This window comes from Rhodoplanes roseus (assembly GCF_003258865.1).
GTDB classification, from domain to species: domain Bacteria; phylum Pseudomonadota; class Alphaproteobacteria; order Rhizobiales; family Xanthobacteraceae; genus Rhodoplanes; species Rhodoplanes roseus.
The window spans coordinates 1-10622 of record NZ_NPEX01000209.1 but is presented as its reverse complement, the minus strand read 5'-3'; the positions used below and the strand labels follow the sequence as shown (position 1 = coordinate 10622).

Here is a 10622-nt window from a genome sequence, read left to right as displayed (position 1 = left end):
CGAAGCTCGCCGGGTGGGGGTGACGGCACGTCCGGCGGGGTGGGGCTTCACCCACCCCGGAGCGCGCCGTCGGCGCGCCCCGACCCTCCCGTTCCAGGGGAGGGTGGCGCCGAACGAAATCAGTTCTGCGGGCGCAGCTTCTTCACCTCGTCGTCGCTCGGCAGATACTTGGCGCCGTCGCGATAGCTGTAGTCGACCATCACGCCCTTGCCGTCCTTGACGGCGGTCTTGCCGACGAAGGCGCCGAGCGTCGACTGGTGGTCGATGTCGCGGAACGTGACCTCGCCGAACGGCGTGCCGACCTTCAGGCCCTTGGTGGCGGCGATCAGCTTCTCGGTGTCGGTCGAGTTCGCCTTCTTGAGCACCTCCGCGGCCGACTGCATCAGGGCATAGCCCACCACCGAGCCGAGCCGGGGATAGTCGTTGTACTTCGCCTGATAGGCCTTCAGGAAGGCCTGGTGCTCGGGCGTGTCGACGCCGTTCCACGGATAGCCCGTCACCAGCCAGCCTTCCGGCGTCTCGGCCTTGAGCGGATCGATGTATTCGGGCTCGCCGGTCAGGAAGCTGACCACGGTCTTGCCCTGGAACAGACCGCGGGTGTTGCCCTCGCGCACGAACTTCACGAGGTCGGGGCCGAACGTCACGTTGAGGATGGCTTCCGGCTTGGTCGCCTCGAGCGCCTCGGAGACGGCACCGGCGTCGATCTTGCCCTGCGGCGGCCACTGCTCGCCGACCCACTCGACGTCGGGCCGCTTGGCCGACAGGAGCTGCTTGAACACCGCGACCGCGGACTGGCCGTACTCGTAGTTGGGGGCGACGGTCGCCCACTTCTTCACCGGCAGCTTGGCGGCCTCTTCGGCCAGCATGGCGGCCTGCATGTAGTTCGACGGCCGCAGGCGGAACGTGTAGCGGTTGCCCTTCGACCAGACGATCGCGTCGGTGAGCGGCTCGCCGGCGAGATAATAGATCTTCTTCTGCGCGGCGAAGTCGGCGAGGGCGAGCCCGATATGCGAGAAGAAGGCGCCCGTGAGCATCACGACGCCTTCCTTGGAGACCAGCTCGTTGGCCGCCGTCACGGCATCGGCCGGCTTGCCGGCGTCGTCCTTGGAGATCACGACGAGCTTGTTGCCGTTGATGCCGCCCTTGGCGTTGATCTCCTCGACGGCGAGCTGCCATCCCTTGCGGTACGGCTCGGTGAAGGCAGGCAAGCCCGAATAGCTGTTGATCTCGCCGATCTTGATGTCTGCGGCGAGGAGCTGTCCGGGCAGCGCCACGGCGAATGCTGCAGCCAGGACATGACAAAACGACACGGTTTTCGACACGGCGATGATCCCTCTCTTCGCTCGACTCGACCGACACCTGCGACCCGGACGCCGGGTCTCGGGCGCGGACGCGCGCTGCGCCGTCGACCTGATCTCATCGTCCGCGATCGTCGCGAATTCGTTAGCACACTAACGGTATCAAGTCCTCGCCCGCACGCAAGGACGAAACGGAGGCACCAACGCCGCATTGTTGCATATTGTTTGGACGTGTCACCCGCGAAAAAAGCGAGAGACACTGCGCCGTTACGGCCAGTCCGTGAGCGGTCGCGGCAGGACGTGCCTGCTTTTCTTCCAGTTTCGCTGCAATGCGGGAAAGCGCCGCTCACGCCGGCGGCGTGTCGCGACGGTTGGTCGCGGTGCCGCGCAGAAGGCCGAGGCACACCACGCCGGCGCTCACCGCGAGGCCGGTCATCAGCGGATTGATCGGCAGCGGCAACAGCACGCGCACCGCGACCGCCGCCGCCGTGCTGCCGACCATCGAGCCGACGGCCCACAGCGCCGGCAGGCGTCCGGGCCAGAACACCGCGAGCGACAGCGGCAGGAACACCGAGGCGCCGCGCAGCGCCATCGACATGTAGTTCCAGTCGAGCACGTAGGAGTCGAGCGCCGACAGCGCGATCAGCATCGACACGGCGGTGACGCCGAGGACGCTCACGCGGTTGATCAGCAGGATGGTCGTGTCGTCGCGCACGCCGAGCAGGCCGCGGCCGATGTCGTTGGCCATCATGGTGCCGATGCCGAGCGCCAGGCCGGCGATCGAGCCGACCACCGACATCAGGATCCCGGCGAGCCCGATGCCGCCGATCCAGCCCGGAAGATACGAGATCATGTACACGGGCAAGGCCAGCACGGGCGCCAGCTCGGGATGGCGGGCATGCATGAACATGCCGACCGCGATCGAGGGCAGCCCGATCGGAATGGTGATCAGCGCGGCCGTGGCGGCGCCGACCGCGGCGACGCGCGTGTCGGAGGCCGCATAGATGGCCTGCACATAGGTCTGGGTGCAGACGACGCCGACGATCAGCGACATCAGATTGTAGAGCGTCTCGCCGGTGCCGCGGCCCCACAGGCTGAACCACGGAAAGGCGGGAAACAGCGTGTCGAAGTCCGGCATCGCCGCGAGCGACAGGCCGGCGTAGCCGCCGGCGATCCACAGCGTCAGCCACAGCACCGCCATCTTGAGAATGCCGGAGACGCCGGCGCCCTTCAGCCCGCCGAACATGCCGTAGGCCAGCACGAGCACCACCAGCACGGCGGCGGCCACCCATGGCGCCATGCCGAACATCGCGACCATCAGGTGGATGCCGGCGAGCGCGCTCGCCACCGCACTGAACAGGATGCCGAGCGACGAGACCAGGCTCGCCAGCGGCCCGGCCGAGCGGCCGTACGGGATCGTCAGATATTGCGGGATCGTCTCCAGCCCGCTCCGCCGCAGCGGCCGGGCGTAGAACGCGGCCAGCACCAGGAGCGCGATGCCGGTGCCGAGCGTGAACCACCATCCCGACAGGCCGAAGGAGGCCGCCATCTGGGCCGTGCCGACAGTCGAGGAGCCGCCGACCGCGGTCCCCGAGATGCTGCCGGCGATCAGGATCGAGCCGGCCGAGCGGCCGTTGAGGCTGTAGCCCTGCGCCGAGCGGACGTTGCGCGACGACCAGGCCCCGAAGGCGACCACGGCCAGAACGGTGCCGACCAGGCCGGCGAGCTGGGAAACCGAGAGGGAGAGCATGGTCGAACGGAACGCCCGCGGATGCCGGGCGCGCAGTGTCTGCGCGATCGGGGGTGACTTGCTGCGCCGCACAATGCGTCCGACGGGCCGTCCGGTCCAATACTGTGTTGCGCTTTTTTAATCGCGAAAATGGATTAAAGTGGGTGGGGCCGGGCGCCTCGCATCCCTTGCTTTCGGTCGGCCCGAGCCTCTGCCGAGGAGCCGCATGGATCTCAAGGCCGTCCGTTGCTTCGTCGAGGTCGCCGAGCGGCTGCATTTCGGGCGTGCGGCGGAGCGGCTGCGGCTGGCGCAGTCGGTGGTCAGCCGCCAGGTCGCCGGGCTCGAGCAGGAGCTCGGCGTGCGGCTGGTCGAGCGCAACAAGCGGGCGCCGATCCGCCTGACGCCGGCCGGCGCGCTGTTCGTCGACGAGGCGCGTGCCGCTTTGGCGCAGTTCGAGAAGGCCGAGCTGGTGGTGCGCCAGGCCGGGCGCGGTGAGCGTGGGCGGCTGGAGATCGGCTATGTCGCCTCCGCCACCTGGTCGGGCCTGCTTTCCTCGGCCGTCTTCCACTATCGGCAGGAGCGGCCGGGCGTCACCGTGTCGCTCACCGAGATGGAGACGTGGCGCCAGATCGAGGCGCTCGCCGAGGGGAGCATCGATGTCGGCTTCCTGCGCCCGCGGCCCGACCACCCGGCCGGCATCGTCGTGCTGCCGCAACTGCGCGAGCCGATCCTGCTCGCCTTGCGGGTCGACCACCCGCTCGCGGCCCGCGATGGCCCGATCGCGGCCGCACGGCTCGTCGACGAGGACTTCGTCGTGCCCCAGGCCGACGACCGGGTCGGCTTCGGCGGCCACACGATGGCGATCGGCCGCGCCGGCGGCTTCACGCCGCGCATCGTCCACCATGTGCGCGACTTCATCTCGGTGCTGAATCTGGTCGGGGTCGGGCTCGCTGTCGCGGCCGTGCCGTCGTCGTTGCAGCGGGTGCGGCTGCCCGACGTGGTCTACCGTCCGCTCGCCGATTGCGAGGTCTTCGCCGAGCTGTCGGCCGCCTATCGGCGCAGCGGCAACGCCGCGGTGGTGCGCAGCTTCGTCCGCGTCCTGCGGGCCCGCGGCGAGACGGTGCTGCCGGTCGCGCTGGACTGACGAAGGATTTTTTCCGCGCCCGGCGACCTGGAAGAACGACCGGCCAAGGGACCGTTCGCGGCAGCATGCTTCGTCTCCCGGCGTGATTTTCGTTGCCGAGGCGGGCGGGCGGCGGCAAACACGGGGGCCCCCGCCGCTCTCGCCCCGGCCGCTCCGCTCATGCCCGCCCGCTTCACCGCCCTCGTCGACAGCCTGCCCGCCACCGTGCCGTTCGTCGGTCCGGAGACCCAGGAGCGCGCCCGTGGAAGCGCCTTCCGGGCCCGCATCGGCGCCAACGAGAACGCCTTCGGGCCGTCGCCCGCGGCCGTCGCCGCCATGCAGGCCGAGGCCGCCGAGGCCTGGAAATATTGCGATCCCGAGAACCACGATCTCAAGCACGCGATCGCCGCCGCACACGGCGTCGCGCCCGAAAACGTCTATGTCGGCGAAGGCATCGACGGCATTCTGGGGCTCGTGGTGCGTCTGCTGATCGCGCCCGGCATGCCGGTGGTCAGCTCGCTCGGCGCCTATCCGACCTTCAACTTCCACGTCGCCGGCTTCGGCGGGCGGCTGGTGACGGTGCCGTATCGTGACGATCGCGAGGACCCGCAGGCGCTGATCGACGCGGTGCGCCGCGAGCACGCCACGCTCGTCTACATCGCCAATCCCGACAACCCGATGGGCACCTGGTGGCCGGCCGCGGACATTCGCCGCATGGTGGACGGCGTGCCGGACGACGCGCTGCTGCTGCTCGACGAGGCCTATGCGGAGTTCGCCCCCGACGGCGTGTCTCCGGCGCTCGACCCGGCCGATCCCCGGGTGCTGCGGCTGCGGACCTTCTCCAAGGCCCACGGCCTCGCCGGCATCCGGGTCGGCTACGCCATCGGGGCGCCGGCATTGATCAGCAGCTTCGACAAGATCCGCAACCATTTCGGCATCAGCCGGATCAGCCAGGCCGGGGCGCTGGCGGCGATCCGGGATCCGGGCCACGTCGCCCGGGTGCGCGACGAGGTGGAGGCGGCGCGTGCCCGCATCGGCGGGATCGCGCGGGCCAACGGGCTCGTGCCGCTGCCCTCCGCCACCAATTTCGTCACCGTGGATTGCGGCCGCGACGGCGCGTTTGCGCGCCGCGTGCTGCAGGCACTGGTCGGGCGCGACGTCTTCGTGCGCATGCCGGGAGTCGCGCCGCTCGACCGTTGCATCCGCATCGGCTGCGGCCGCCCGGTCGAGCTCGACATTCTGGAGCAGGAGCTTCCCGCGGCCCTGGAGATCGCCGCGCGCGGCTGAGCCGGTCCCGGCGCTCGGTCAGGTCGACCCGTTGTCCCGGCGGGTCCGGCGCGGACGGCGCGTCTGCGGAGGCAGGGTGCGGGCCAGATGCATCATCAGGTCGATGGCGACGGCGCGGATGAGCGAGCGGTCGGCCGCCCCCAGCCGCGGCGTCGGGCCCGGCTGGTCGTCGCCGGAGGCGGCGTGGCGGCGGTCTGTCATGACGTCACCCCACGGGCGGGGCAGGGCAATCGGGGGTCGCGCGGGGGCATGGTCGGTCTCGCAGTGAACGATCCCGGCTTGCCGACACATCGTGCCGGCAGACGGGATGCGAGACTGTAACCCGCGGCCGGTTCGGCCGTTCCATGCGTTCTCGGCGGATCGGGTATTCGAGCACCAGCCGCGTCGAGACGCGTCCCTGTGTGACCCGCCTCACGGTCCGGACCGGCCGTCGGGGTGCATGACGGAGGCCTGGAACGCCCGCTCGGGCGTTCCTTGGAGTCTCTCCGATGCCCCGTCTCGCCTCCGCGCTGCTGTTCGCCGTCCTGTGGGTCGGGGCGATGCCGTGGATGCAGTTGCCGTTCGGGCTCGCCGCCGCCGTGGTCGCCTCCGGGGCGCTGGCGGGCCTCGCCTGGTACTGGCTGTGTAACGCCTGCGTCGACGGCCACGACGAGCCGGGCAACCGATAGGCAGATGCAGGCGCCGGCCGCGGCGTCAGTCGTGGTGATTGTTGCGGGGATTGTCGCGGATCGCCAGAAGCCCGTCCTTGATGGCGTTGCGGATTCCTTCCTCGATCAGGGTGCGGGCGACGCCGGGCACGCTGGTGCCGTGCGTCCCCTGGCGCACCAGGCGCTCCAGATAGCCGATCGTCGCCAGCGACAGGGTGATCGGAATGCGGTCGGTCTCGGCTTTCTCGGTGGCCATGACCGAAACGTTAACCCGAGCATTCGTGTACGGAAAAGAGTCTATTTCGACTCTCTTGTGTCCCAGATCGGTCCGAGCGGCCTCACCCGCCCCGGCCCGGGCGAGTGCCTCGAGGCCGTCGTCCCCCGACGCGAGCCGCCGCCTGCTCGCCGCCTCCGTCGCATTGCGCCGGCGGCGGGGGACGGATACACGGGTTGGAATATGTTCACGACCCCAACGAGGACGATCGACATGGCCGGAAGCGTCAAGGAGATGATCGCGGCAGCCAACGCCGTGGTGCCGAAGATCACGCCCGCGCAGGCGACGGAGATGATGGCGAAGGGCGGCGTGCTGGTGGTCGACGTCCGCGACGCGCCCGAGGTGGAGAAGTCCGGCAAGGTCGCGGGGGCCGTGCACGTCTCCCGCGGCATGCTGGAGTTTCGCGCCGATCCGGAGTCGCCCTACCACGACAAGGCCTTCGACAAGGCCAAGACTGTGATTCTCTACTGCGCCTCCGGCGGCCGTTCGGCGCTCGCCGCGAAGGTGCTGAAGGATTTCGGCTACACCCAGGTGTTCAATCTCGGCGCCTTCAAGGACTGGGCGGAGGCCGGCGGCGCGGTGGAGAAGCCGATCGACACCGGGATGTGAGCGGACGCTAGTCCAGGAGCCAGCGCAGCGAGCGTCGGAGCGCGGCGCTGCCGTCCTGCTCGAACCATCGCCCGTGTGCGAAGATCACGCGCTCGGGCTGCCAGGCGACCAGCTCGCGGGCCACCGCCCGCGCCGCCGCGCGTCGGCGGTTGATCGCGAAGCGCAGATGCGCCGGCGCCTTGCCGTCCGGCGCCATCGCGCCCATCAGGGCGAGCAGCGGCCGGGCCAGCGGCCCGACCTTCTCGGGCTCGAAATTCTCGATCAGGTCGGTCAGCACGAGCGTGCCGCTCGCCCTGTGCAGGAAGGCGACCTCGCTGACGCCGAAGCCGCCCGGCACGATACCCTGGTCGATGTCGGAGGCCCAGGCGGCGGGCGGGGTCGTGCCGAGATCATGGTCGAGCCTCGTGCCGGAGGCCTTCACCGGGGCGCGGTCGCGCAGGCCCGGCGCCGCCCATGTGGTCGCGTCCGGGCAGCGGGCGGCCCAGTCCTTCAGGAACGACCAGTGCGCGACATTGGGCGCGACGAGGTGGCGAACCGGCCCGATCCGTGTGATCTCACGCGCGAGGGCGTCGTCGCAGCGTGTCGGCGAGTGCAGCCACATGGCGCCGTTGGCGAGCCGGACCACGGTCATGCGCACCGGCAGAGCAAGTCCCATCGCCGACAGCGGGCCGCTGTCGACGATCCACACGTCCGGCGCCACCGGCTTCAGCACATCGAGCGGCGGATAGACGGCGCGATGGTGCTGGTCCGACGTCACTGGAGCTCCGTTCTGTGATCGAGACACTGCCACAACGGACGCGCGCCGCCCGCACTCGGCTGATCAACCATCGCCGGAGGAGCGGGTTCCGGTGGAGCCGGGGCCGGCATCCGTCACGAACATCGGCAGCCGCACCGTCGCGCGGAGGCCGCCCGACGGGGCGTCGCCCAGGGTGAGGGTGCCGCCGTGCTGCTCGGCGACGCCGCGGGCGATGGCGAGGCCGAGGCCGGCGCCGCCGGTGGCGCGGTTGCGCGAGGCGTCGGCGCGGGCGAACGGCTCCAGCAGGGCGGCGCGCTGTTCGTCCGGGATGCCGGGTCCGTCGTCGTCGATGGTGACGACCAGCGCCGGGCCTTCCGGCGCGGCGCGATCCACGCCGGCCGCGATGTCGGCGACGCCGCCGTACTTCAGGGCGTTGTCGACCAGATTGGCGAACAGGCGACGCAGCGCGATCGGGTCGCCCAGCACCTCGGCCGTCTCGGCTTCGGGCGCGAGCGTGAGGGACACCGGCGCCGAGCCCTGCGCCTTCCCGGGCGCGGGCGGCGTGCGGTCTGAAACCTCCCTGGCGAGGAGCGGCGCGATCGCGACGAGCTCCTCGTTGATCACCGGCACGCCGGTGCGGCAGGCGAGCAGCGAGTCGTCGAGCAGCCGGCTCATTTCGTCGAGATCCGCGATGGTGCGGGCGCGCTCCTGCCGGTCCGGGATGAGATCGGCGCGCAGCCGCAGCCGCGTCACATAGGTGCGCAGGTCGTGCGAGATGCCGCCCATCAGCGCCATGCGGGCGCGCAGCAGGTCGGCGATGCGGCCGGTGAGCCGGTTGAAGGCGCCGATCAGCGCGCGGATCTCCGGCGCGCTTCTCGGGCGGTCCGGAATCGCCGGCGCCTCGGCGCCGAGCGGCACGCGGTCGACCGCGGCGGCGAGATCGCGCAGCGGCCGCGCCTCGCGGCGCAGGAGGTGGAGCGCCACGCCGGCGACCAGCAGGCCGAGCATGCCGGCCCAGAATCCGGGCGGCAGCCCGACGACGGAGAGCGCCAGCACGCCGCCGGCGCTGACCACCAGTGTCTCGCCGCCTTTCAGGCCGATCTCGATCTCGATGGTGCCGGGCGAGACCCAGGCGAGCAGCCGCAGCGGGCCGGCCAGCACCTCGTTGGAGGGCTCGACCCGCACCCGCACGGGGCGGTCGCCGAGCGTGCCGAGATAGCGGCGCAGGATGAAGTCGACCAGCGGCGCCTCGTACCAGTCGGGCTCGCGGCCGTCCGGCCGCCGCTCGACGATGCGCACCGACAGATCGACGCTGTTCGCGGCGCGCAGAACCTTCGGCCAGTCGGTCTTGGGGAGGCCGTCCAGAAGCTCGGCCAGCGCCGCCGCCTGGTCGGGCAGGGGGAGCCGCAGCTCGCTGTCGGTGGCGCGGCTGCGCTGGAGCACGAAGGCGACGACCGCGAGCAACTGCAGCGCCACCAGGCTGGTCACGAAGATGGCGAACAGCCGCGCCCCGAAGCCGAGCCGCATCATCGCGTGGCCCGGGGAATGCGCGGGATGGCCGGGCGGCTTCTGATCACGTCAGCTGCTTCACGGTCGCGACGAACAGGTAGCCGGTGTTGCGCACCGTCGTGATCAGGCTGGTGCCGGGCGCGGCCTGCTCGATCTTCTTGCGCAGGCGCGAGATCGTCATGTCGATGGTGCGATCGAACGGCTCGGCGTCGCGGCCGCGCGTCCAGTCGAGAAGCTGGTCGCGCGACAGCACGCGGCGCGGGCGCTGGACGAAGCAGGCCAGCAGATCGAACTCGGCGCTCGTCAGCGGCACCGGGGCGCCGCCGCTGGTCTCGAGCCGGCGGGCGTCGAGATCGACGACGAAGCCGTCGAAGCCGTAGCGGCGGCTCGGCAGCGCCTCCGGCATGCCGCGGGCGCGGCGCAGGATGGCGCGCACCCGCGCCACCAGCTCGCGCGGCTCGAACGGCTTCACCAGATAGTCGTCGGCACCGAGCTCCAGCCCGACGACGCGATCGATCGCGTCGCTCTTGGCCGTGAGCATCAGGATCGGCACGCCGCCGCGCGCCCGCAGGCGGCGGCAGATCGAGAGGCCGTCCTCGCCCGGCAGCATCAGATCGAGGATCACGAGGTCGGGCGTCCGGCGCGCCAGCACGGCGTCGAGATCGGCGCCGGTCGGCGCGGGCGCGACCAGAAATCCGTCCTGGGCCAGCAGGTCGGCGACGAGACGGCGAATCTCGTCGTCGTCCTCGACGACGGCGATGAGGGCGTCGGAATTCACCATGCTGCTTCATAGGCGGGGAGGGGGGGCCGCGACAAGCCGGAGCCGGCCGCTGTTACGAACCGTTACGCCGCGTGACCAAACGGCGAGACGCGTGACCCGCCGGGCAAACAGCGACGACGCGGGGTCCCCAGGATCACGACAGTCCAGGCCGAACACCCGACCAGAGGAGAGCGACCATGACGAACGCACCGTTCGAGCTCGCGCCGTTCGAGCTCGCGGTGTCCAGGACGACGCTGGCGGCGGCACCGGCAGCGACGACGGCCGGTGACGCGCTGGTGAGCGTGCCGCTCCGCCACATCCCGTCGCCCCCATTCCGAAGAAGGGAGATCCCATGCTCGCCACACCACGCCTGCTGCTGACCGCGGTGGCCCTGCTCGGCACGCTCGGCGCGGCCCAGGCCTTTCCGGCCGGGGCCGTCCCGGTCGGGCCGGACGACGATTTCGTCCGGGTGCACGGCTGCCACCGCTCCTGCGAGTTCGGTCCGGCGCGCGGCTGGCATCGCCACGGCGCCCTGTGCACGCCGATCGCCTGCGTGCCGATGGCCGTGGCGCCCGGCCGCTGCTTCGTCGACCGGTGGGGCGTCCGTCGCTGCCGCTGTTGACCGGTTCCGCGCCGCCGAGGCGCGGAGC

13 protein-coding genes are annotated in these 10622 nt (G+C 71.0%); 6 read left to right on the top strand and 7 right to left on the bottom strand.

The features are described from left to right. Positions 1 to 119: 119 nt before the first annotated feature. A complete protein-coding gene (locus CH341_RS22835; protein ID WP_170149767.1) occupies positions 120 to 1310 on the bottom strand; it encodes an ABC transporter substrate-binding protein in 1191 nt (396 codons plus the stop codon). A gap of 334 nt (positions 1311 to 1644) precedes the next feature. Next, positions 1645 to 3048 (bottom strand): sodium:solute symporter family protein, encoded by a 1404-nt coding sequence (locus CH341_RS22830; RefSeq protein WP_111421293.1) that lies wholly within the window; start codon positions 3046 to 3048, stop codon positions 1645 to 1647. A 205-nt stretch (positions 3049 to 3253) separates the two neighbouring features. Between CH341_RS22830 and CH341_RS22825 the strand changes: the two genes are divergently transcribed. Together CH341_RS22825 and CH341_RS22820 are read left to right on the top strand one after the other, a co-directional pair. Beyond that, complete coding sequence (locus CH341_RS22825) at positions 3254 to 4171, top strand: LysR family transcriptional regulator (RefSeq protein WP_111421290.1); 918 nt, start codon at positions 3254 to 3256, stop codon at positions 4169 to 4171. A 159-nt stretch (positions 4172 to 4330) separates the two neighbouring features. Next, positions 4331 to 5437 carry a pyridoxal phosphate-dependent aminotransferase gene (locus CH341_RS22820; protein WP_111421289.1) on the top strand — a complete coding sequence of 369 codons (1107 nt, stop codon included), beginning with the start codon at positions 4331 to 4333 and terminating at the stop codon, positions 5435 to 5437. A gap of 18 nt (positions 5438 to 5455) precedes the next feature. Here CH341_RS22820 and CH341_RS22815 read toward each other — a convergent pair whose 3' ends face one another. After that, positions 5456 to 5638, bottom strand: coding sequence for a hypothetical protein (locus tag CH341_RS22815; protein ID WP_111421288.1), 183 nt, complete (start codon positions 5636 to 5638; stop codon positions 5456 to 5458). Positions 5639 to 5925: 287 nt separating this feature from the next. Between CH341_RS22815 and CH341_RS22810 the strand changes: the two genes are divergently transcribed. Continuing rightward, the gene (locus CH341_RS22810; protein ID WP_111421287.1) at positions 5926 to 6105 is read left to right on the top strand and encodes a hypothetical protein; all 180 of its coding nucleotides are present in this window, start codon (positions 5926 to 5928) and stop codon (positions 6103 to 6105) included. A 25-nt stretch (positions 6106 to 6130) separates the two neighbouring features. Here the strand turns inward: CH341_RS22810 and CH341_RS22805 are convergent, their stop codons facing one another. Next, positions 6131 to 6340 carry a hypothetical protein gene (locus tag CH341_RS22805; protein WP_111421286.1) on the bottom strand — a complete coding sequence of 70 codons (210 nt, stop codon included), beginning with the start codon at positions 6338 to 6340 and terminating at the stop codon, positions 6131 to 6133. Between the two features lie 231 nt (positions 6341 to 6571). Here CH341_RS22805 and CH341_RS22800 point away from each other — a divergent pair, with 231 nt between their 5' ends. After that, positions 6572 to 6967 (top strand): rhodanese-like domain-containing protein, encoded by a 396-nt coding sequence (locus CH341_RS22800; RefSeq protein WP_111421285.1) that lies wholly within the window; start codon positions 6572 to 6574, stop codon positions 6965 to 6967. 7 nt (positions 6968 to 6974) lie between these two features. Here the strand turns inward: CH341_RS22800 and CH341_RS22795 are convergent, their stop codons facing one another. From CH341_RS22795 to CH341_RS22785, 3 genes are all read right to left on the bottom strand, one after another. Then, complete coding sequence (locus CH341_RS22795; protein WP_245431204.1) at positions 6975 to 7724, bottom strand: DUF4336 domain-containing protein; 750 nt, start codon at positions 7722 to 7724, stop codon at positions 6975 to 6977. A gap of 63 nt (positions 7725 to 7787) precedes the next feature. Continuing rightward, positions 7788 to 9233, bottom strand: a complete 1446-nt coding sequence (locus CH341_RS22790) for a sensor histidine kinase (protein ID WP_111421284.1) — start codon at positions 9231 to 9233, stop codon at positions 7788 to 7790. A gap of 43 nt (positions 9234 to 9276) precedes the next feature. Continuing rightward, on the bottom strand, positions 9277 to 9993 hold the full coding sequence (locus CH341_RS22785) for a response regulator (RefSeq protein WP_111421283.1): 717 nt from the start codon (positions 9991 to 9993) through the stop codon (positions 9277 to 9279). A gap of 176 nt (positions 9994 to 10169) precedes the next feature. Between CH341_RS22785 and CH341_RS33840 the strand changes: the two genes are divergently transcribed. Together CH341_RS33840 and CH341_RS22780 are read left to right on the top strand one after the other, a co-directional pair. Then, a complete protein-coding gene (locus CH341_RS33840) occupies positions 10170 to 10352 on the top strand; it encodes a hypothetical protein (protein ID WP_146604584.1) in 183 nt (60 codons plus the stop codon). Further along, positions 10325 to 10594: a hypothetical protein gene (locus CH341_RS22780; RefSeq protein WP_111421282.1), complete on the top strand. Its 270-nt coding sequence runs from the start codon at positions 10325 to 10327 to the stop codon at positions 10592 to 10594. The genes CH341_RS33840 and CH341_RS22780 overlap by 28 nt, the downstream gene beginning before the upstream one ends. The last annotated feature ends 28 nt before the right edge of the window (positions 10595 to 10622 follow it).

What these genes read in the sequence shown, in the direction of transcription:
- CH341_RS22815 (WP_111421288.1), bottom strand. Translation starts at nt 5,638, where the DNA reads ATGACAGACCGCCGCCACGCCGCCTCCGGCGACGACCAGCCGGGCCCG.
- CH341_RS33840 (WP_146604584.1), top strand. Translation starts at nt 10,170, where the DNA reads ATGACGAACGCACCGTTCGAGCTCGCGCCGTTCGAGCTCGCGGTGTCC.
- CH341_RS22805 (WP_111421286.1), bottom strand. Translation starts at nt 6,340, where the DNA reads ATGGCCACCGAGAAAGCCGAGACCGACCGCATTCCGATCACCCTGTCG.
- CH341_RS22800 (WP_111421285.1), top strand. Translation starts at nt 6,572, where the DNA reads ATGGCCGGAAGCGTCAAGGAGATGATCGCGGCAGCCAACGCCGTGGTG.
- CH341_RS22810 (WP_111421287.1), top strand. Translation starts at nt 5,926, where the DNA reads ATGCCCCGTCTCGCCTCCGCGCTGCTGTTCGCCGTCCTGTGGGTCGGG.
- CH341_RS22825 (WP_111421290.1), top strand. Translation starts at nt 3,254, where the DNA reads ATGGATCTCAAGGCCGTCCGTTGCTTCGTCGAGGTCGCCGAGCGGCTG.
- CH341_RS22785 (WP_111421283.1), bottom strand. Translation starts at nt 9,993, where the DNA reads ATGGTGAATTCCGACGCCCTCATCGCCGTCGTCGAGGACGACGACGAG.
- CH341_RS22780 (WP_111421282.1), top strand. Translation starts at nt 10,325, where the DNA reads ATGCTCGCCACACCACGCCTGCTGCTGACCGCGGTGGCCCTGCTCGGC.
- CH341_RS22830 (WP_111421293.1), bottom strand. Translation starts at nt 3,048, where the DNA reads ATGCTCTCCCTCTCGGTTTCCCAGCTCGCCGGCCTGGTCGGCACCGTT.
- CH341_RS22820 (WP_111421289.1), top strand. Translation starts at nt 4,331, where the DNA reads ATGCCCGCCCGCTTCACCGCCCTCGTCGACAGCCTGCCCGCCACCGTG.
- CH341_RS22790 (WP_111421284.1), bottom strand. Translation starts at nt 9,233, where the DNA reads ATGATGCGGCTCGGCTTCGGGGCGCGGCTGTTCGCCATCTTCGTGACC.